This is a genomic window from Frankia sp. CpI1-P (assembly GCF_001421075.1).
GTDB lineage: Bacteria > Actinomycetota > Actinomycetes > Frankiales > Frankiaceae > Frankia > Frankia torreyi.
This window is the reverse complement of sequence record NZ_LJJX01000006.1, coordinates 194,460-213,718: the sequence shown is the minus strand read 5'-3', so window position 1 is coordinate 213,718 and position 19,259 is coordinate 194,460. Positions and strand designations below refer to the sequence as shown.

17 protein-coding genes and 11 pseudogenes are annotated in these 19,259 nt (G+C 72.8%); 11 read left to right on the top strand and 17 right to left on the bottom strand.

Going from position 1 to position 19,259, the window contains the following annotated elements:
• The 5 genes and pseudogenes from FF86_RS06420 to FF86_RS06405 all read right to left on the bottom strand — a co-directional run.
• Positions 1 to 271, bottom strand: a pseudogene (locus FF86_RS06420) (ATP-dependent Clp protease proteolytic subunit); the annotation flags it as partial.
• 1 nt (position 272) lies between these two features.
• Positions 273 to 405 (bottom strand): annotated as a pseudogene (gene clpP / locus FF86_RS41845) (ATP-dependent Clp protease proteolytic subunit); the annotation flags it as partial.
• Positions 402 to 1,112 (bottom strand): ATP-dependent Clp protease proteolytic subunit, encoded by a 711-nt coding sequence (locus FF86_RS06415; protein WP_052680980.1) that lies wholly within the window; start codon positions 1,110 to 1,112, stop codon positions 402 to 404. The pseudogene clpP and the gene FF86_RS06415, both read right to left, overlap by 4 nt.
• 212 nt (positions 1,113 to 1,324) lie before the next feature.
• A pseudogene (locus tag FF86_RS06410) lies at positions 1,325 to 1,813 on the bottom strand (MerR family transcriptional regulator); the annotation flags it as partial.
• A gap of 445 nt (positions 1,814 to 2,258) precedes the next feature.
• On the bottom strand, positions 2,259 to 2,693 hold the full coding sequence (locus FF86_RS06405; protein WP_041940731.1) for a MerR family transcriptional regulator: 435 nt from the start codon (positions 2,691 to 2,693) through the stop codon (positions 2,259 to 2,261).
• A 367-nt stretch (positions 2,694 to 3,060) separates the two neighbouring features.
• Between FF86_RS06405 and mce the strand changes: the two genes are divergently transcribed.
• A complete protein-coding gene (gene mce, locus FF86_RS06400; RefSeq protein WP_044884037.1) occupies positions 3,061 to 3,486 on the top strand; it encodes a methylmalonyl-CoA epimerase in 426 nt (141 codons plus the stop codon).
• Positions 3,487 to 3,521: 35 nt separating this feature from the next.
• Positions 3,522 to 4,199 (top strand): NAD(P)-binding oxidoreductase, encoded by a 678-nt coding sequence (locus FF86_RS06395; RefSeq protein ID WP_044884038.1) that lies wholly within the window; start codon positions 3,522 to 3,524, stop codon positions 4,197 to 4,199.
• Positions 4,200 to 4,336: 137 nt separating this feature from the next.
• Here the strand turns inward: FF86_RS06395 and FF86_RS06390 are convergent, their stop codons facing one another.
• From FF86_RS06390 to FF86_RS41830, 4 genes and pseudogenes are all read right to left on the bottom strand, one after another.
• Positions 4,337 to 4,798 (bottom strand): LppP/LprE family lipoprotein, encoded by a 462-nt coding sequence (locus FF86_RS06390; RefSeq protein ID WP_313949807.1) that lies wholly within the window; start codon positions 4,796 to 4,798, stop codon positions 4,337 to 4,339.
• A gap of 285 nt (positions 4,799 to 5,083) precedes the next feature.
• On the bottom strand, positions 5,084 to 6,676 hold the full coding sequence (locus FF86_RS06385; RefSeq protein ID WP_052680992.1) for an aldehyde dehydrogenase family protein: 1,593 nt from the start codon (positions 6,674 to 6,676) through the stop codon (positions 5,084 to 5,086).
• Positions 6,677 to 6,834: 158 nt separating this feature from the next.
• Positions 6,835 to 7,224: pseudogene (locus tag FF86_RS41835) on the bottom strand (thiamine pyrophosphate-dependent enzyme); the annotation flags it as partial.
• A gap of 1 nt (position 7,225) precedes the next feature.
• Positions 7,226 to 8,028: thiamine pyrophosphate-dependent enzyme (locus FF86_RS41830; protein ID WP_396229785.1), on the bottom strand; the 803-nt coding region annotated here is incomplete at its 3' end.
• A gap of 434 nt (positions 8,029 to 8,462) precedes the next feature.
• Between FF86_RS41830 and FF86_RS06375 the strand changes: the two genes are divergently transcribed.
• From FF86_RS06375 to FF86_RS41805, 7 genes and pseudogenes are all read left to right on the top strand, one after another.
• A complete protein-coding gene (locus tag FF86_RS06375) occupies positions 8,463 to 8,978 on the top strand; it encodes a hypothetical protein (protein ID WP_199865335.1) in 516 nt (171 codons plus the stop codon).
• Positions 8,979 to 9,353: 375 nt separating this feature from the next.
• Positions 9,354 to 9,935, top strand: a pseudogene (locus FF86_RS41825) (RtcB family protein); the annotation flags it as partial.
• 1 nt (position 9,936) lies between these two features.
• Positions 9,937 to 10,568 (top strand): RtcB family protein (locus FF86_RS41820; protein ID WP_242418274.1); only part of this gene is annotated, 632 nt, incomplete at its 5' end.
• 467 nt (positions 10,569 to 11,035) lie between these two features.
• Positions 11,036 to 11,083, top strand: a pseudogene (locus FF86_RS61940) (hypothetical protein); the annotation flags it as partial.
• Between the two features lies 1 nt (position 11,084).
• Positions 11,085 to 11,930: pseudogene (locus FF86_RS41815) on the top strand (multicopper oxidase family protein); the annotation flags it as partial.
• Position 11,931: 1 nt separating this feature from the next.
• Positions 11,932 to 12,111: pseudogene (locus FF86_RS61935) on the top strand (multicopper oxidase domain-containing protein); the annotation flags it as partial.
• A 1-nt stretch (position 12,112) separates the two neighbouring features.
• The coding region (locus FF86_RS41805; RefSeq protein WP_242418289.1) for a multicopper oxidase domain-containing protein at positions 12,113 to 12,274 on the top strand (162 nt) is incomplete at its 5' end.
• A gap of 307 nt (positions 12,275 to 12,581) precedes the next feature.
• Here the strand turns inward: FF86_RS41805 and FF86_RS06360 are convergent.
• The 8 genes and pseudogenes from FF86_RS06360 to FF86_RS06335 form a co-directional block, all read right to left on the bottom strand.
• Positions 12,582 to 12,845 carry a UBP-type zinc finger domain-containing protein gene (locus FF86_RS06360; protein WP_044884041.1) on the bottom strand — a complete coding sequence of 88 codons (264 nt, stop codon included), beginning with the start codon at positions 12,843 to 12,845 and terminating at the stop codon, positions 12,582 to 12,584.
• Between the two features lie 163 nt (positions 12,846 to 13,008).
• Positions 13,009 to 13,295, bottom strand: a pseudogene (locus tag FF86_RS41800) (2OG-Fe(II) oxygenase); the annotation flags it as partial.
• Between the two features lies 1 nt (position 13,296).
• Positions 13,297 to 13,737: 2OG-Fe(II) oxygenase (locus FF86_RS41795; protein ID WP_242418273.1), on the bottom strand; the 441-nt coding region annotated here is incomplete at its 3' end.
• Positions 13,734 to 14,300, bottom strand: coding sequence for a methylated-DNA--[protein]-cysteine S-methyltransferase (locus tag FF86_RS06350; protein WP_044884138.1), 567 nt, complete (start codon positions 14,298 to 14,300; stop codon positions 13,734 to 13,736). The genes FF86_RS06350 and FF86_RS41795, both read right to left, overlap by 4 nt.
• A 55-nt stretch (positions 14,301 to 14,355) precedes the next feature.
• Positions 14,356 to 15,957: an AlkA N-terminal domain-containing protein gene (locus FF86_RS06345; protein ID WP_082121713.1), complete on the bottom strand. Its 1,602-nt coding sequence runs from the start codon at positions 15,955 to 15,957 to the stop codon at positions 14,356 to 14,358.
• A gap of 76 nt (positions 15,958 to 16,033) precedes the next feature.
• On the bottom strand, positions 16,034 to 16,696 hold the full coding sequence (locus tag FF86_RS06340) for a GNAT family N-acetyltransferase (RefSeq protein ID WP_055407114.1): 663 nt from the start codon (positions 16,694 to 16,696) through the stop codon (positions 16,034 to 16,036).
• A 10-nt stretch (positions 16,697 to 16,706) separates the two neighbouring features.
• Positions 16,707 to 16,959 (bottom strand): annotated as a pseudogene (locus FF86_RS41790) (NAD-dependent deacetylase); the annotation flags it as partial.
• Position 16,960: 1 nt separating this feature from the next.
• Positions 16,961 to 17,636: Sir2 family NAD-dependent protein deacetylase (locus FF86_RS06335; RefSeq protein ID WP_242418272.1), on the bottom strand; the 676-nt coding region annotated here is incomplete at its 3' end.
• Positions 17,637 to 17,822: 186 nt separating this feature from the next.
• Here FF86_RS06335 and FF86_RS06330 point away from each other — a divergent pair.
• The gene (locus FF86_RS06330) at positions 17,823 to 18,161 is read left to right on the top strand and encodes a HypC/HybG/HupF family hydrogenase formation chaperone (RefSeq protein ID WP_236705828.1); all 339 of its coding nucleotides are present in this window, start codon (positions 17,823 to 17,825) and stop codon (positions 18,159 to 18,161) included.
• Positions 18,162 to 18,878: 717 nt separating this feature from the next.
• Positions 18,879 to 19,208 (top strand): annotated as a pseudogene (locus FF86_RS41785) (hypothetical protein); the annotation flags it as partial.
• Between the last annotated feature and the right edge of the window lie 51 nt (positions 19,209 to 19,259).

Below are 19,259 nucleotides of genomic sequence, written 5' to 3'. Positions count from 1 at the left end.
GCCCTCCCCCTGCGCCGACGGCTGATGGATCAGGATCCGGCTGTTGGCCAGCGCGAACCGCTTGCCCGGCGTCCCCGCCGCCAGCAGCACCGCCGCCGCCGACGCCGCCTGCCCCATGCAGATCGTCGAGATGTCCGGCCGCACGAACTGCATCGTGTCGTAGATCGCCGTCAACGACGTGAACGACCCACCCGGCGAGTTGATGTAGATCGAGATGTCCCGGTCCGGATCCTCCGACTCCAGGAACAGCAACTGCGCCATCACGTCGTTCNCCGACACATCGTCGATCTGCACGCCGAGAAAGACGATCCGCTCCTTGAGCAGCTTCGAGTACGGGTCCATCGAGTACTCGCCGCGCGACGTCCGCTCCACGATGTTGGGCAGGACGTGGCGGGCGGCGCTCATCGGGCACCCCCCGCCGGGCCGAAGCCGGTGCGGCCGGCCGCGCGGCGTAGGCCGATGCCGGCGCCGCCGACACCGCTGGGCACCTGGTCGACCCGCTCGACGACGTGGTCGACCAGCCCGTAGTCGCGGGCCTCCTCGGCGGTGAACCACCGGTCGCGGTCGGAGTCGGCCTCGATCTGCTCGACGGTCTGCCCGCTGTGGAAGGCGATGCGCTGCTGCAGCGTCCGCTTCGTGTACAGCATCTGCTCGGCCTGGATGGAGATGTCCGCGGCCGTGCCGCCGATGCCGCCGTGCGGCTGGTGCATCATGATCCGCGCGTGCGGGAGGGCGTACCGCTTGCCCGCGGCGCCGGCGCAGAGCAGGAACTGGCCCATGGACCCGGCGAAGCCGAGCGCGACGGTGGCCACGTCGTTGCCGACGTACTGCATCGTGTCGTAGATCGCCATGCCGGCGCTCACCGAACCACCCGGCGAGTTGATGTAGAGGTGGATGTCGGAGGTCGGGTCCTCCGCGGCGAGCAGCAGCAGTTTCGCGCTGATCGCGTTGGCGACGGCGTCCTCCACCACTGCGCCGAGGAAGACGATGCGGTTCTCCAGCAGCCGGCCGAACACCTGGTCGTCGGCGGTGCCGGCGCCGGCGGCCTGGGCGATCGGGCTTCGCGGCCGGCCGAGGCCGGGCCCCGCGTGCGCCGTCGATATCTCGATCATGAAACGTGTCCTCCCGCCGACCGGGTCGGGACTCGTCGCGTACGACGAGGGGCCGGCCCTTCCAGGGTCACCGGGAAAGCCGCCGCCGGACCGGCGGTCTGCCTGCGGCAGATCTGCTCATGGCAGACAGGCCGCAGACAGGCCACAGACAGGACGCGGCCAGGCCGCGGCGCCGGTCCCCACCGCGGCCAGCGCGCCGCGCGCCCCGCGCGTCAGCGGTCGTCGCCGCCGAGCGGGTCGTCGAGGAAGTCGAGGAACGAGTCGTCCAGGTCCAGCCGACCGCCGGCGAGTCCCGGGGCCGGACCGCCGCGGTCGGGCCCGCCCGCGTCGCCGTCGGTCCGCAGCGACCGGGCCGTGTCGTCCCGCAGGCCGATCATGAAGTCCTCGGCGAGGCGGACCTGCTCCTGCAGCGAGGCGAGCTTCTCCTCGGCCAGGCTGACCCAGGTCTGCAGCCGGTCGTGCAACTCGGCGCGCAACTGAGGAGGCAGCCCCGGCTGCGTGATCCGCTCACGCAGGGTAAGCAGCGAGCGCATCTCCTCCACCGTGAAACCCAGCGGCTTCATCTTCTTGATCAGAAAGAATCGATCGAGGGCATCGTCGTCATAGAGTGGAAAACCACCCTCCGAGCGGCCCACGGCGACAAGAAGGCCGGCCTCCTCGTAGAACCTGGCGGTACGCAGGGACAAGGTCACCAGGGTGGCNACGTCGCCGATCTCGTAGCGCCCGTCGCGGGCGTCGGCGGAAGACCTGGCGCTGCTGGTTGTGGACAATTCAACCCTTATCAGGTGAGCTCGGCGGCTGGTGTTCAGATATCTAGCGTCTACGCGTGGGCAATCCGCGGCTACACACAAGCGGTAAAGATCTGGTAATCCCTGACCGACCGCGCGTCCCCTGCGGATCCGGCTTCCCGAGGCCCCCACGCGCGCCCCTCCCTGCCGGGAGCGGGGCGGGACCACGGCGAGCGTCGGCGGACTCTCCGAACACGGCGAAACCGGGGCCGGGCAGCAGACGACAGAGCCTGCTCCGTCACCTCGCGTAGCCGGCAGGCCCGGCGGGCTGATGTGCCCCACCGACCTACCGTAGCCGGTGACCTGGCACGACACGCCCAGGCGCAGCCGCCGGCCGGAGGGGACGCCTAGCGCTGGGTCAGGCTGACCGGTCGGCGTCGCCGTGCAGGCCGATGACGAAGTCCTCGGCAACGCCGGCCTGCTGGCGCAGGGTGGCGAGCTTCTCCTCGGCCAGCACGACCCAGGTGCGCAGCAACTCGCGCAGCTCGGCCCGACGGGCATCGGAGATCTTCGGGTCAGACAACTCGTCGCGGACGGACAGCAGCGAGCGCATCTCCTCGAGGGTGAACCCGAGGGATTTCATCTTCTTGATGACCAACAGCCGGTCGACGGCCTCGTCGCCGTAAAGGCGGAATCCGCCGGGGGTACGGCCGGCGGTCGTGAGCAGCCCGGCCTCCTCGTAGTACCGGACCGTGCGCAACGAGAGCCCGACCCGCTCGGCCACCTCACCTATCTGATACGTGGTTCCGCGGGCCGCACGGAGCGCGGATGGATCGCGACGCGTCGTGGACAAGGTGACCCTCACGTTAGTGGCTCGACGCCGGGAGCAAGGCTGATAACAGACGACTCTANGACGTTCCGGACAGCGGGCCGATACGGGTCGCTTCGGCCCACCGTGCGCCCTCGGACGATCCTCCGACCCGGTGCGGAAGGTGACACCCCGGCCGGGCGGGCGTCCGCGGACCCACCGCGACCGCCGTCACCTGCGCCACCTGCCCACATCGGTCGACGCGGGGATCGCGAACGGGCACTCTCTTCCTCGAGGCCGAGGTCTGCGGNGGGGCGGAGCTCGGCGGCGGAGCCGAGCCCGGACGCCGCCCGTCTCGGCCGCCATCATCGGCAGGATCCAGCCGCCGGGCCGGCGGAGCAGGGAGAGCGTTGTGCTGACCAGGATCGACCATGTCGGAATCGCGGTGGCTTCACTGGCCGAGGCGATTCCGCGCTACGAGGAGGCGTTCGGCCTCAAGGTCGTGCACCAGGAGGACAACGACCGCCAGGGCGTGCGCGAGGCGATGCTGCTGGTACACAGCGGCGAGGCCGGCAACTCCTACGTCCAGCTCCTCGAGCCGCTGCGCGAGGACAGCCCGGTGGGCAAGTTCCTGGCCAAGCGGGGCCCCGGCATCCACCACATCGCCTACGGCGTCGCCGACATCGACAGCGCCCTGGCCGCGCTGACCACCACCGGCTTCGACCTGGTCAACTCCACGCCGGTGCACGGCACCGCCGGCAGCCGGATCGCCTTCGTCCATCCCAAGGGGCTCGGCGGGGTGCTCACCGAGCTGGTCGAGGCCGCAGAGGGACACTGAGCCGACGGGCGCGGAACGGCTGGGAGGAGCAACGGGTGCGGATCGTGATCGCGGGGGCACACGGCCGGATCGCCCGGCTGCTAAGCCGCCGGCTACGCGGGCAGGACGCGACGGTGATCGGACTGATCCGCAACCCCGACCAGCGCGACGACGTCCGCGCGGCGGGCGCCGAGCCCGTCGTCGCCGACCTGGAGTCGATCGACGCCGCGGCATTGGCGCAGCACGTGCGCGGCGCGGACGCCGTCGTCTTCGCGGCCGGCGCGGGACCGGGTAGCGGCGCGGCCCGCAAGGACACCGTCGACCGGGCCGCGGCGGTACTGCTCGCCGACGCGGCGCAACTCGCCGGGGTCCGTCGCTACCTGCTGGTCTCCTCGGTCGGCGTCGACGGACCGCCGCCACCGGGCACAGACGCGGTGTTCGCGGCCTACCTGCGGGCCAAGGCCGCGGCCGAAGAGGCGATCCGCGGCCGCGATCTGGACTGGACCATCGTCCGCCCGGGCCGGCTGACCGACGACGACCCGACCGGCCGGGTGCGGCTCGCCGCCGGGGTGGACCGCGGGGAGATCTCCCGCGCGGATGTGGCCGCGGTGCTCGCCGCCCTGCTCACCACCGCCGGCACGGCCGGGATCACCGCCGGGCTGGTCAGCGGCGAGACGCCGGTGGCGCGGGCAGTCGCCGAGCTCACCTCCGCCGGACCCGGGCGCCACGCCTGAAGCAGGCGCCGGCACCACCAGCGCGTCCGGCCTCGCCGCCCCTTGCCTTGCCCTTCCAGGGGGTTCCGTGTCCGATTCATCCCTCTGGAAGGGCAAGGCACCCACGGGGCTGGCGCGCCGCGGGCACCGGAGAACGGTCAGCGGCGGCCCGCCGGGGCAGCGAAGGCGGCGCTCGGGATCGGGTCGAGCGGCGTCACCGACGAGCCGTTCCACTGGTAGCGGACGGTGGCCCCGCCGGCGGTCGGGCAGCACATCGGATCGCCCGGCTTGTACAGGTCGTACTGCAGAGCCACCACGCGGTCGGTGGACCAGATCCAGCGGATCGTCGCGCTCGACTGCTGCGCGTCGTTGCCGATGTACGCCCCGCGGTGGAAGAAGAACGCCCGCTGCGGGTGCCCGTCCGCGGAGGTCGAGCGCAGCCCGACGATCACACTGAGATCGCTGTTTTGGTCGAAGCCGCCCAGCGAGATCGGCGTGTAACCGGCGGCGCGCACGACCGACGACGCCTTCGCGACGCTGAGCGCGGGCGCTCCCGCCGCACTCGGCGCGGCCGAGGCGCTGCCAGCGAGTCCGCCTACCAGTACGAGTGCACCGATCATCACTGAAACGGCAAGTCCGCGACGTAGAGTCATGAGACCCCCCAAGTTCCGTGTTGACCCGACCACGCTAGATGCCCTCTTCGACGGCCGCCGCCCCGGCAGGGTCTATGGGCGCTATGTCGCCCGGTTCGACCGCAATCGCCCGGCAGCCGGCCAGTCCGGCCTCGCGGGACGGGTTGTCTCGGAACGGGCTTCTCGGGACGCGGGCCTCGGGACGCGGGCCTCGGAACGGGCTGTCTCGGGACGCGGGCCTCGGGCCTCGGGCCTCGGGACGCGAGCCTCGGGTCAGCGACCGCGGCGGGCGGACGGGCCGCGGCCGTGGCGGCGGCCGGCGACCCAGCTCACCGCGGCCAGCAGCCCGGGCGGGCGCTGGAAGGTGGTCAGCGTCATGCCGGGCAGCGGCAGACGCAGCGTGGCCACCGAGCGGGGGCGGGCGAACTCGCGCAGCCCCTCGGCGCCGTGCACCCGGCCGAACCCGCTCTCGCCGCTGCCGCCGAAGGGCAGGGCGGGAATCCCGGCGAAGGAGAGTACGGCGTTGACGGACACCATGCCGGCGTCGAGCCGGCGGGCGATCTCGTCGCCGCGGTGGCGGGAGAACACGGTCGCCCCCAGCGCGTACGGGGTGCCGTTGGCCAGGGCGACGGCCTCGTCGACGTCGGCGACGGTACGGACGGTGACAACGGGACCGAAGGTCTCCTCCTGCACGGCGGGGCTGTCCTCGGGGACGTCCACGAGGACGATCGGGGCGATGAACGTCTCGCCCACCGCGTCGACGCCGCCGAGCAGGGCCGTCGCGCCGCGGGCCAGCGCGTCGGAAACGTGGCGGCGCACGACGGCGGCCTGGCCGGGCATCGTCATCGGGCCGTAGGAGGCGCCGGGACCGTCCCCCGGCCGCACCGCGGCCAGAGCCCGGCGGACCTCGGCGAGGAACTGCTCGGCGACGGCCGCGGTGACGTAGATCCGTTCGACGCCGGCGCAGGTCTGCCCGGCGTTCGCCATCGCCCCCCAGACGGCCGCCCGGGCGGCGGCGACCACGTCGGCGTCGTCGGCGACGATGCACGGATCCTTGCCGCCGCACTCGATGACGACCGGGGTCAGCGACTGCGCGCAGGTCGCCATGACCATGCGGCCGCTGGCCGCGGAACCGGTGAAGGCAATCTTGTCGACGCCCGCGGCGCAGAGCGCGGCGCCGGTGTCGGCGAACCCGGTGACCACGCCCAGCACACCGGCGGGGGCGTCCGGGTTCGCTGCGGCGAAGGACTGCGCCAGCCGACTGCCCAGCGCCGGGGTGTACTCGCTGGGCTTGAACACCACCGGGTTGCCGGCGGCGAGGGCGTAGGCGATCGAGCCGACCGGAGTCAGCAGCGGGTAGTTCCAGGGACCGATCACCCCGACGACCCCGAGCGGGCGGTACTCCACCCGGGCGGTGTAGTTGGCCAGGAACGGGCCGGGCAGGACCCGACGCGTCCGCAGCACCCGCCCGGCGTGGCGCGCCGCCCAGCGGATGTGCTCCAGGGTGAGCAGCAGCTCGATGCGGGCGTCGGCGGCGGTCTTGCCGTTCTCCGCATGCAGGAGCTCGACGAGCTCCCGGTCGTGGCGGGCGAGGTGAGCCGCCCAGCGCAGCAGGTGATCGCGGCGCGCGGCGGCGCCGAGCCCGGCCCACCAGGGGGCGGCGTCGCGGGCCGCCGCCACCGCGGCCGAGACCCGCCGCGGGGAGCACACCGGGAAGTGGCCGACGACCGCGCCGGTGACCGGGTTCGTGGAGGCGAACGTCGAGTCGGCAGCCGCGGCCAGATCAGCCGCGGCGCCTGGGAGCACGCCGGCGGCGGCGCCGGCACGAGAGGTCGAAGCGCCGGCCGCGGCCGGCTGGCCGGGCACCTCCGCCGCCTGCGCCCCGTGGCCAGCCACCTCACCCGGCTCACCCGGCGAGGTCGACACAGGCTGTCGCACCGCATGCCCTTCGGGGGTCGTCACGGACCTTCCCTGCTGGGAAGCCCATTCGAACCAAGGATAGGTCGCCCGTGGGCCGAGGTCGACTACAGGAAGGAGTCCCGGTAGGCGGTGAACCATTCCCGTTGGGCCCGCTGGTCGGCCGTCTCGTCCGCGTACACGTTGTCGAACATGGTCACCGGGGCCGGCGGGTCCATGGCGAGGCATGCTCGGCGCAGGTCGGCGGCGGCGTCGTCGGCGTGCTCGCGGACCTCGTCGAACCAGCCGGCGGCCACGTCGGCGGCCAGCAGCAGCCGCAGTCGCTCGATGGGGTCCCGCGCCCGCCAGACGGCGAGCTCCTCGGCCGGCTGGTACCGGGTCGCGTCGTCCGACGTGGTGTGCGGCGCCATCCGGTAGGTGTTGGCCTCGATGAGCACCGGGCCACCGCCGCCGCGGGCGTGCTCGAGCGCCCAGGTGGTGACGGCGTGCATGGCGAGNACGTCGTTGCCGTCGACGCGCACGCCGGGGAAGCCGAACCCGTCGGCGCGCCGGGCCAGCTGCATCGTCGACTGCCGCCGGGTCGGGGTGGAGATCGCCCACTGGTTGTTCTGGCAGAGGAACACCACCGGGGCGCCGAAGCTCGCCGCCCACACGAACGCCTCGTTGGCGTCGCCCTGGCTCATCGCGCCGTCGCCGAGGTAGACCAGCACGGCGCCGTCGCGGTCCGGATCGCCGCTGCCGACCGTGCCGTCGAGCACCATGCCCATGCCGTAGCCGACGGCATGCAGGGTCTGCGACGCGAGGACGATCGTGTAGTTGGCCATGTTGTGCTCCGCGGTGTCCCAGCCGTCGTGGCTCACCCCGCGCAGCAGGCGGATGACCTCGGCGGCCGGCACCCCACGGTGCCAGGCGACGGCGTGCTCGCGGTAGCTGGGGAAGATGAAGTCGCGCGGCCGGACCGCCGCCGCGGATCCGACCTGCGCCGCCTCCTGTCCGCGCAGCGGAATCCAGAGCACCAGCTCACCCTGGCGTTGCAGGGCCGTGGCCTCCTCGTCCAGGCGGCGCGCCAGCACCATCGACGAGTAGAACTCCCGGCACAGGTCGTGGTCGGCGAGGACGGCGAAGCGCGGGTCGGTGACCCGGGTGCCGTCCGGCGCGAGCAACCGCACACCGGAGTCGGCCGGCTCCTGTGGTGGCGGCGGCACCGCCGGGGGTGCGGCGACGGCCGCAGCCGGTTCCGGTGGCCGTGCCGGCCGCGCCGGCCGCTCCGCGATCAGCCCCGGCCCGCGTACGACATTCATACCGAGTACCTCTCCCCCACCGGAAGATCGCAGGACGTCCTACGATCGGAAACCATCGAAAAAAAGACCGGTATACCGGTAAGAGAGTACGCGGTCCGGGTTCGACGAGAACGCCGGATCCCCATGCTTCATTCACGTCGTACTCCTACCCGGCCGGCGGCCCGCCGATTCCAAGGACGTCCTACGATCGGAAACCATCGAGAGGAAACGGTCACCGTTGTGAACTCGACCGAAACCCGAGTGGCCGTTACGGCGCCCGCAGGTTAGGAGAACATTTCGGCCGCAGCCCTGAGCTCCGCCCGCCGGCGATCCACCAAGGGCCGTCCGACCGACCGGAAAGGGGCCCGCTGGTCGGCCCGATCGGCCCGCCGGACCGGACCGGTGGACACCCGATGCGGGGTGGTCGCCGGCCCGCGTCGGCGCACAATGGCCCCATGGCTGGCAAGGCGGAACGTGTCCGGGTGGTGTTGGAACGGTCCGGCGGGCTGCTGGGACGGCCGGTCCGGCGGGGGCTCGACAGCGCCGATCTGCCCGAGCCGGAGGCCGCCCGGCTGCGCGAACTGGTGCGCGGAGCGGTCTCACCGGGCAGCGCGCCAGCCCGGCGGGCCGGCGGGGCAGGAGGCGCAGGCGGGACACGCTGCGCAGGCGGCGCAGGCGGGACAGGCGGCGCAGGCGGGGCCGCGCCGCGGGGCGAGCCGGCCGACGACGGACGGGGCGGGGGCGCGGACCGCTTTGTCTACACCCTGGAGATCGACTACACCCCCGAGATCGACTACACCTCCGAGATCGACCGCACCCCCGAGGTCGACCGCGCCCCGCGGGTCGACCAGCAGGGCGGACGCACCGTGCGGACCTTCTCCGAGCCGGTCCCCGAGGACCTGCGGCCGCTGCTGGCCCTGCTGCGGGCCGCCCCCCTGCTACCGGCCGGCGGCCGCGACACGCCGCGCTGACCCGCCGATGTGTCGACCCGCCGACCCCACCCGACGGACTGCCGAACTGGGACCGGAAAATCATTCGCCGGGCGGCCGTGGACCGGGCATCCTGAACAGGCGGAGCGGAACGGTTTCGATGCGGACTTCCGGACCGGGCGAGCACCTTCGCTGAAGACGGTGGCAAGGGCACGGCGGAACTTGCATGAATACACAAGGCCGGGGATGCCGTGGCCGGTGAAATCCATCCGTCGGCTTGTTCCAGCGCCTCCGGCGACGGGCGGGACGGGGAACTTCCGACGCGAGGCCCTGATTCCGGGCCGCCGCGATGAATGCGTTCGGTCGGCCAGAAGTGAACAGCACGTACCCACCCCCGTCGAGCGGAGGAACCATCCGATGAGCCCCGTCGCAACGCTCGGCGCAGCGGCGCATCCGATCTGGCTGTGGACTCGGCCCGAGGAGGTCGAGAGCGCCGCGCTGGACCAGTTGCGCAATGTCGCGTCCCTGCCCTATATCCATCATCACGTCGCGGTGATGCCCGACGTGCACCTCGGCTACGGCGCGACGGTCGGCTCCGTCATCGCCCTGCGCGACGCCGTCTCCCCCGCCGCCGTCGGGGTCGACATCGGCTGCGGGATGGCCGCGGCGCGGACCAACCTCACCGCGGCCGACCTGCCCGACGATCTCGGTCCGCTGCGGGCCGCGCTGGAGGCGGCCGTCCCGGTCGGGATGACCAGCCACCGGGAGCCGACCGCGCGGGCCCGGCGCCAGGACGACCTGTGGAGCGCGTTCGGTGCGCTGCACCCCCGCGTGGCCGGGCGGCTGGCGAAGGCCATGAACCAGCTCGGCACCCTCGGCTCGGGCAACCACTTCCTCGAGGTGTGCCTGGACACCGACGACGCGGTCTGGATCATGCTGCACTCCGGTTCGCGCAATGTCGGCAAGGAGCTCGCCGAGGGCCACATCCGCGTCGCCAAGNAGCTCGAGCACAACGCCGGCCTGGCCGACCGCGACCTCGCCGTGTTCCTCGCCGGCACCCCCGAGATGGCCGCCTACCGCCACGACCTGGACTGGGCGCAGACGTACGCCCGGCGCAACCGGGACCTGATGCTCGCCGCCGCCGTCGAGGCGCTGCGCGGCCCGCTGCCCGGGCTGCGCGTGCCCACCCCGCCGGCCGACGGCCCGCATGCCGGCGACCGCGACTTCGCCCTCGTGAACTGCCACCACAACTACGTGGCCGAGGAGCACCACTTCGGCGCCGACGTGCTCGTCACCCGCAAGGGCGCCATCTCGGCCCGGGACGGGGAATACGGCATCATCCCGGGTTCGATGGGAACCCGGTCCTACCTGGTCCGCGGGCGGGGAAACCCCGCCTCGTTCCATTCCGCCAGCCACGGCGCCGGCCGCACGATGAGCCGCAACCGGGCCCGCCGGACGTTCACCGTCGACGACCTCGCCGCCCAGACCCGCGGGGTGGAATGCCGCAAGGACGCCGGCGTTCTCGACGAGATCCCCGCGGCGTACAAGGACATCGACACCGTCCTGGCCCGCCAGAGCGACCTCGTCGAGATCGTCGCTCAGTTGCACGCCGTCCTCTGCGTGAAGGGCTGACCTCCACGCCACGTGCGCGGAGGCCGTCGGATCGGACGGCGGCCTCCGCGGGGGTGTCCGACGAACGTGGACGTGCCTCGGCGGGCTCGCCCGACCGATGTGGGAGGAACAGCTCGCATCAGCGCATACGTCGGTCTTTCAACCCGTCCGCGCGCACGGGTGATTCGACCGTCCCGTCCATCCCGGATTATCGGTGGCCGAAGTCGGGTAAAAACAATCCGACCGATCCCGACGACATCCGACCGGGGCGGTGGCGTCCGCGTGCGCCGCTGGGGGGCGTGATGCTTTCTCGACACCGAGCCGCACGACTCACGATTGCGGCATTGATTGGTGCCATTGTGATGGTCGGCGCCAATCAGCCGGGCATGTCCGTGCCGACGGCGGCGCCCACGCCGCCGTCGGGACAGCCGCTTCGGGAGCCGCCGCAATACGTGAGTGAGGACGGCGTCCTGCGGGTCCNTATCGTCGTGGAGCGCCGCCAGGTCGAGCTAGCCGGCCACCGGCTGTGGGCGCTGNCCTACAACGGCCTGTACATGCCGCCGACGCTGCGATTCCGGCCGGGTGACCGGCTGGATCTGACGATGGTGAACCGCGTCCGTCCTTACACGAACCTGCATATCCACGGGCTGCACGTGTCGCCGGCCGGAAACTCCGACAACGTCTTCATCCACATCCATCCGGGCGAGACGTACCACTACGTATACCAGTTCCCTCGGACCCTGACGCCGGGGACCTATTGGTACCATTCCCATGGGCATCCGCATGCCGCGTCGCAGGTCGCCGGAGGGATGTCGGGAACCATCATCGTCGACGGCCTGCAGCGGTACCTGCCGCCGAATCTGCGTCACATCACCGAGCACGTCGTCGCCCTGAAGGACTTCCAGGTCCAGGGCGACGCGATCCGGACCGAGGACCTGCACATCGGAGCGGCGACGAACCGCACGGTCAACGGCCAGCAGAACCCGACCATCCAGATCAGGCCGGGCGAGACCCAGCTGTGGCGGCTGGCCAACATCAGCGCCAACATCTACTACCGACTGCGGCTGCCGGGGCAGCGGTTCCACGTGATCACGCAGGATGCGAGCCCCGTCACCCGGGTCTGGTCCGCGGACTCTCTCGTCATTCCGGCCGGCGCCCGCTATGACGTGCTCGTGCAGGGCGGCCCGGCCGGCCGCACCGCACTGGAAACCCTCGAATACAGCACCGGACCGGCAGGCAACAGTTTTCCCCGACAGACCCTCGCCACCGTCGTCTCCAGCGGTCCGGCGATGCGACCGGCGGTGTTGCCCACCACCTTCGACCCGAGAACACGGGTGGACCTGAGCCGCGCTCCCATCGCCGCGCGCCACACCATCGTCTTCTNGGAGAAGAGCACCGGAACCCAGTTCTACATCAACGGTCGGACCTTCGACGAAAACCGGGTCGACATCCGGTCCAGGCTCAACACGGTCGAAGAATGGACTATCCGCAACGAATCCGACGAGCAGCACTCCTTCCACGTGCACACCAACCGCTTCCAGGTGATGAGCATCGACGGCGTACCNCATCACGCACTGAGCCTGCAGGACACCGTGAACCTCCCCGCGCGGGGAGAGGTGGTCGTGCGGATCCATTTCACCGACTTCACCGGAAAGACGGTCCTGCACTGCCACATCCTCAACCACGAGGACATGGGCATGATGGCCGTCCTCCAGATCGTGAGATAGGCCGCCGCACGATGATCGTCACGACGAAGGACCNCAGGAATGCGCCCGACGGCGTGGTGCGATCAGGCGGCATCGTGGAAGATCAGACCGAGGGTGTGGCTCGACGGCGCAGGGCGGCCTGCGGCTCTGGGACGAGGCTATCCAGCTGGGGGCGGCGTTTCACCTGGNCGGCTTCCGGCAGGTCATCGCCACCCTGGGTCCGGTGGAGGACCAGACCCTCCAAGTGGTCCACCTGCATCCACGTCGGTCCTTGATCTACGGTGCGGCGGCGGTGTTGGGGGGCGGGGCGGGCCGCCCTGGGGACTCGTCAGACGAACGCCTCGTCGACGTAACACCAGCGCCAGTCCTCGCCCGGTTCGAACGAGCGGACGATGGGGTGGCCGTGGTGGGCGGCGTGGGCGCTGGCGTGCCGCGCCGGCGAGGAGTCGCAGCAGCCGACGTTGCCGCAGGTCAGGCAGAGCCGCAGGTGTACCCAGCGGCCGCCGGTGCGCAGACATTCGCCGCAGCCCTGGTGCGTCGCCGGCTCGACGTCGCGGATCGCCGACAGGTGAGGGTCCTGGATGGTGGTCATCGGCCGCTCCGATCGTCGTCTGGCCGGCACGCACGAGGGGGTGCACGCCGACGTCGACTATGCCCGGCTGGGAGCCCTGACACATCCTGGCCCGGGTGGTCGGCGTGCCCCGGGTGGTCGGCTGCGGCCCCGCGCTCGTCGCGGACTGCACCCGGGAGTCCGATCAGGCGGCATCATGGAAGATCAGGCCGAGGGCGTGACGCCGGCCCGATCGGACGGTGCTGACTCCGTGCCGCATGGGCGAGGCGGACCAGCCGCGCGCGGAGGGGACCGGCCGATCCCGGGTGGTGAAGATCAGGGCATGCCCGCGCCGGAGGGTGAGGGCGGTGCCCCGGGACTGGGCCCGCATGCGCTGCTCGACGAGCAGGAACTCGCCACCGGTGTAGTCCGCGCCGGGGGTGTCGAGGCCGATGACGACCTGCAGGGGGAAGACCAGCTCGCCGTACAGGTNGCGGTGCAGCGCGTTCCAGTCGCCCGCCCGGTAGCGCAGCAGCAGCGGCGTGGGCAGGCACTGCCCGCTGCGGTGGCAGTCGGCCAGCCAGGCGTCGAGGGTGTCCGGCCACGGTGCGGACCGGCCCAGCCGGGCGGCCCACCGCCGGGCGACGGGCAGCAGGAACGGGTAGAACGCCGCGCGCAGGGCCCGGACCGGCGGGGGAAGGGGCTGATCGAAGTAGCGGTATTCCCCCGACCCGAACCGGTGGCGTCCCATGTCCACGGTGGACCGAAAGCGGGCGGGCTCCTCCAACAGACGCACGAGGTCGCGGCACTGCGTCCCGGTGAGCACCGCGCCGGCGAGGGCACAGCCGGTGGCATCCAGCTCCGCGCCGATCGCCGCCCAGTCCATGGCCCGTACGCGCTCCTCGGCTCCGGCGACCGGCTGCGGTGCCGTCATCCGAACCCCACGGCCGGGCCGGCCGGTGCGCTCGCCGCGGTGGCCTCGCCGGCGAGGTCCAGCGTCGGTGCGAGCGCGCCCTCGTGGCGCAGCAGGAACTCCTTGCGGTCCAGCCCGGCGGCGAAGCCGCGCAGCGTGCCGTCCGCGCCGATCACCCGGTGGCAGGGTCGTACCAGCAGCAGCGGATTCGCACCAACCGCCGCGCCGACCGCGCGCACCTCGCCGCGCCCGACTCCGACGCGGGCGGCGAGCTGGCCGTAGCTGATCGTCGCGCCGTAGGGAATCGCCTCCAACGCCCGCCACACCCGCTCCTGGAAGCCGGTGCCGCCGGTCCGCAGGGTGAGGGTGAACGCGTGCCGTTCACCGGCGAAGTACTCCTCGATCTCCTCGGCGGCGGCGGCGAAGAGTTCGGGGGTGCGGCGCCAGTGCGGCGCGGGTACCGCTGCGCCACGCTGCCTTGGCATGGACAGCGAGGCCAGGGCGAGCCCGCCGGGGGCCTGGTCCGTTGCGGCCCCCACCAGCAGCAGCTCGCCCACCGGGCTGGCCAACGTCGTGTAAAGCATCACCGCTCCCCTTCCGATCCGATCCCATCCTTCGGGACTGCTTCGACGCGCGTGGTCAACCCGGACCAGGAACCGGGCCCGCAGCCGGCTTCCGCCGCGTGCCGGCTCGGCGGGCACGGCCGGCGTGCAGACCCGCGCGGGTCATCGTGGGTGGGTCGCCGCGGGTGGCTGCGGCAGCCCACACGTGGTGCGCCGCGTAGCTGCGCCAGGGCGCCCAGGCGGCGGCGCGACCCAGGTCGACGTCGCCGCGGCGGTCCGCGGCGCGCAGGGCCGCATCGCCCGGCGGGAGCACATCGGGGTCGCCGAGGGCTCGCATCCGCAGGTAACCCGCCGTCCAGGGCCCGATGCCGCGCAGCGCCAGCAGCGCCCGTCGCGCCTCGTCGCGGTCCACCCCGGCGTCGAGGACCACGGAGCCGTCCGCAAGCGCGCCGGCAAGCGTCCGCACGGCGTCCCGGCGCACGGCCGGCATCCCCAGGTCCGCCAGACCGGCCGAGGCGAGGGTGTCGACCCGGGGGAACAGCAGGGTCAGGCCGCCGCTCGGCGTGGGCAGCGGATCGCCGTAGGCAGCCAGCAACACCGCGCCCAGGCGCCGCCCGGCGGCCACCGACACCTGCTGGCCCAGCACGGCCCGCACGGCGAGCTCATGCGGGTCGGCGGCACCGGGGGCGCGTAGTCCGGGTAGGCGGCCCACCTGCGCGGCCAGGGCGGGATCGCCGGCGAGCCGGTCGGCGACGGCGAGCGGATCGGCGTCGAGGTCGAACAGCCGACGGAGCCGGCTGACGGCGCTGCCGAGGTCCCGCAGGTCGCTCAGGATCAACCGGCAGTCCAGCCAGCCGACGTCGTCGCCGGCCGGGCGTTCGGCCACCTCCGCCACGCCGTGGCCGCAGGCCAGGCGCAGGGTGCGCCGGTAGGTTCGCCGTCCTCGCTCGCCCACGACCTCCTCCGCCCCGGGCAGGGCCCGGTCGGCGAGGTAGTCGAACAGGTGACCCGCCTCGTAGGGCCGGCGGTAGCCCAACCGGAGGGTGAGGCCACCCTCGTCGGGTCGGCCGCCCGGACCCGCCCCATCGCCGCGGCTCGGGCCGGGCGGGACGGTCCGCGGCGGCCGTGGACCACGCAGCTCGAGAGGCGTCGCGGCATAGACCGTTCGGATGGTGTCGTTGAACTGACGAACGCTCGCGAAGCCGGCGGCGAAGGCCACCTCGGTGGCGGGCAGCGCGGTGGTCTGCAGCAGCAGCCGCGCGGTGTGCGCACGCCGCGCTCGGGCCAGGGCGAGCGGCCCGGCGCCCACCTCTGCGGTCAGGTGCCGGTGGAGCTGGCGCGCGCTGTAGCCCAGCCGCGCGGCGAGGCCGGCCACGCCTTCCCGATCGACGACACCGTCGCCGATCAGGCGCATCGCCCGGCCGACCACGTCAGCGCGGATGTCCCACTCGGCGGAGCCGGGCACCGCGTCCGGCCGGCACCGCCGGCAGGCCCGGAAGCCGGCACCGTGCGCCGCCGCGGCCGTCGGGAAGAACCGGACGTTCGTCCGCTTCGGCGTCACCGCCGGGCAACTTGGACGGCAGTAGATGCCCGTGGTGGTCACGGCGAAGTAGAAGGCGCCGTCGAATCGGGCATCCCGGCTGGCCACCGCCTCGTAGCGGCCCTCGTCCGTCCTCATGCCCCCACTTTCGGCGCGACCGCCTCCGGATGCTGGCGGGAATCGGACGTCGTGCCCGCTCGCCGGATCGGCGACGTCAGGCCAGCGGCTTGCGCAGGACGATGAAGTAGAGGTCGGGCCGCAGCGGCCGACCGAACCGCTCGTCGGCGTACGGAAACGGTCGGGTGGCGGTGGTCGGGAGGTATCCCTTGCCGCGGTACCAGCCGATGAGTTCGCTCCGCTGGGCGATGACCTGCATCTCCATCCACGACGCCGACCACGCGGTGACGGCGTGCCGCTCGGCGAGCCGCAGCAGCGCCCCGCCCACTCCGGCCCCCTGCCGGGTGGGGCTGACGGCGAACATGCCGAAGTAGGCCCCCGTCACCGCGGTGATCCCCGCTGCGGTGGTCCCCTCGTCCTCGCCCGGCTGGGCCACCAACTCACCCGTCTGGACCACACCAGCTCCGCCATGCGCCCGCGGCTCGATCCGACGCTCCACGTGGCAGCAGCCCACGAGGAGACCCGAGGGCTCCTCCGCGAGCAGGACTGTCCCGTGTGGGGCGGTCAGGGCGGCACGCACCTCCTCGACATCCGTGCGCTGGCCCCCGACCAGGTCCGCTTCGGTGGTCCACCCCGCCCGGCTGGACTCCCCCCGGTACGCGGATTCGACGAGAGCGACGATCGCCGCCGCCTCGGCGGCGCTGTCGGTGGCACGACGAAACGCCAGGTTCGCGGGCTGGGGGCGGGAGACCGATCGCATCTCCCCATCCTCACAGCTCAGCGGGCGAATCCCCCGACAGGGCCAGGGACGGCACGGTCCGTGACGGCGCGAGCGTTCGTTCGCCGCTGGTGACGGCGGCAGCCAGCCGCGGCAGCAGCGTCCCGAGGGGGGCGTCGACACGGACCGTCGCCCGGCTGTCCCCACGGGTGGGCCCCTGGTTGACGATCGCGACCGGGATGTCGAGCTCGGCCGCCCGCAGGACGAACCGGTAGCCGGACATCACCGTCAGCGACGATCCCAGGNTCAGCACCGCACGCGCGCTCTCGACCAGATCGAATGCCTGCGCCACGCGGGGTCGCGGCACAGTGGCGCCGAAGAACACCACGTCCGGTTCCAGCCGCTCACCGCCGCAGCCACGGCAGTCGACCATGACGAAGCGGGCGACCGCCTCCGCCGAGAGGGTGACGTCACCGTCCGGATTGGTGGGGGCTCCGGAGATGCGGAAGCCCGGGTTCGCCGCGGTCAGCCGCTCGTCGAGGTCGAGGCGCGGGCTCACCTGCCCGCAGTCGCCGCACACCACGCGGGAGAGGCTTCCATGCAGATCGATGACATGGCGGGAGCCGGCGCGCTGGTGCAACTCGTCGACGTTCTGGGTGATGATGCCGGTGACCAGTCCCGCCTGCTCCAGGCGGGCCACCGCGCGGTGGCCCGGGTTGGGCTCGGCCCGGGCGACCTGCCGCCAGCCGGCGTGGCTGCGCGCCCAGTAGCGGTGACGAGCCCCCGGTTCCTTGGTGAACTGCTGGTAGGTCATCGGGGTGTGGCGGCGCAGTGCCCCGTTCGGGCCCCGATAGTCGGGGATGCCGGAATCGGTCGAGATCCCCGCCCCGCTCACCACGGCGACGCCGCCTGCCGCGACGAGGGCACACAGCCGGTCGAACGCCTCGCCGTCGTTGGTCGTCTTTACTCCCACCGCTCCCATGCTGCCCGATCGCGCGGCCGCGGACCCGTCCGAGCCGACTGGTGACCTCAGAGCGTGGGTCGTACCGTTGCGCCGGGTAGACCTGTATCGAGGTGATGACCGATGAACGAGCAGGTCAGACGCGCCAGCAGACCGCCACGTCGGCGGCGGGACACCCCTGGTCCCGCCGTGGCGTCTGGTACCGCCGTGGCGTCCAGTACCGCCGTGGCGTCCCCCGAACGGCGCACGCCGCGCGTCACCGATGCGGGGGACGAAGCCGCATGTACGGGAGCCGAGCGGCTGTCAACGTGGGAGGCCGCGCAGGCAGCGGCCCATCCGGGCCCCGAGGCGCCGGTGTGTGGCGCGGCGGGGCAGCTCGCCGGACCGGAGGAGACGATCGAGGCCGAGATCGTCCGGTGCCTGCCGGGCGGGGTCGCACTTGTCCGGACAGCGGCCGGCACCGAGGAGATCGGTCTCGCCCTCGTCCGAGCCCGGGCGGGCGACGCGGTGCTGGTCCACGCCGGGGAAGCGATCAGCGTCCTCTGACCAGCGTGAAGGAGGCCAGCGATGAGGACGGTTCAGGCGCGGCTGGACCGGGCGGCGGCGATCGCCGACGCGACGATCTACCGGCACGATCCGGGCCATCGCGTGCGGCCCGGTCGGGGCGGATCGGGCGGACTCGTCGGGGTGCTGACCCCGGCCGCCTACGCCGCGCGCCATCCGGCTGACCGAGCCTACGTCCACGCGGAGTGCCTGTTGGAGGCGGGCCCCGACGCCGTGCTGACCGCGCAGGTCCGCTGGCTGCAGATCACGACGCGGGAGCAGCAGGTCCTCCGATCGGGCGGTGCCAGCGTCGGGCCGGAGGTGGCCTTCGACGCCGACCCCGACGACCAGGCCGAGTTTCTGCCCCACGAGGTCGATGAGGACGTGACGATCGCGGATCTGCTCGCGGCGGGCCCCGGCCCGATCACTCATCCCTCGACTCCGTCGACCGGAACATGGCCTCGCGGCTGGCTACCTCATCTCAGTGCCCCCCGCCCGGCCCCCTGGGAGCCGGCCGGCGCGGCGGCGGGCGGGCCGGGTGTGGCCCGGTCGGGGGCGCACACGGTGCGGCTCAGTGCGCCGTCCGGCCGTCAGGTCCGGACCGTGGATCACGGTGGGACGGCGCCGACCAGGATTACCTGGGACACCTGGTTCGCCCGGGCGGAACTGCGACTGAGCGCTGGGCTTTATCCCGGTCCACACCCGCTGCTGCGCCTGCGNGCGGAGCTGGTCAACATCTCAGGCTGGCCGCCCCACGCCGACGAGGCCCACGGACGGATCCCGGTAGGGTGGGCCGCCCGGGCCCCTCACGGGCAGGCATTGCGCCATGCGCTGATCGGGGCACACGTGATCCTCGGCATCGACCGGGGCCGGTTCGTCTCCCTGAGCGCGCCCCCCGCCTGGGCTGCCGCTGTCGCACGGGACTGCGTCAACGACGGCCTGTGGCCTGCGGTGGTCGGCGGGCCGGGCGGCGACCCCACCGCCGTGCTGCTCGCGCCGGTCCGGATCCCGGACGATCCGGGACCGCGGCCGACACCTTCCCCGGCTTGACGGGCCATCCGGGCGGTGTCGCGGCGGCGCCCGGACTCCTGGCCGAGATCC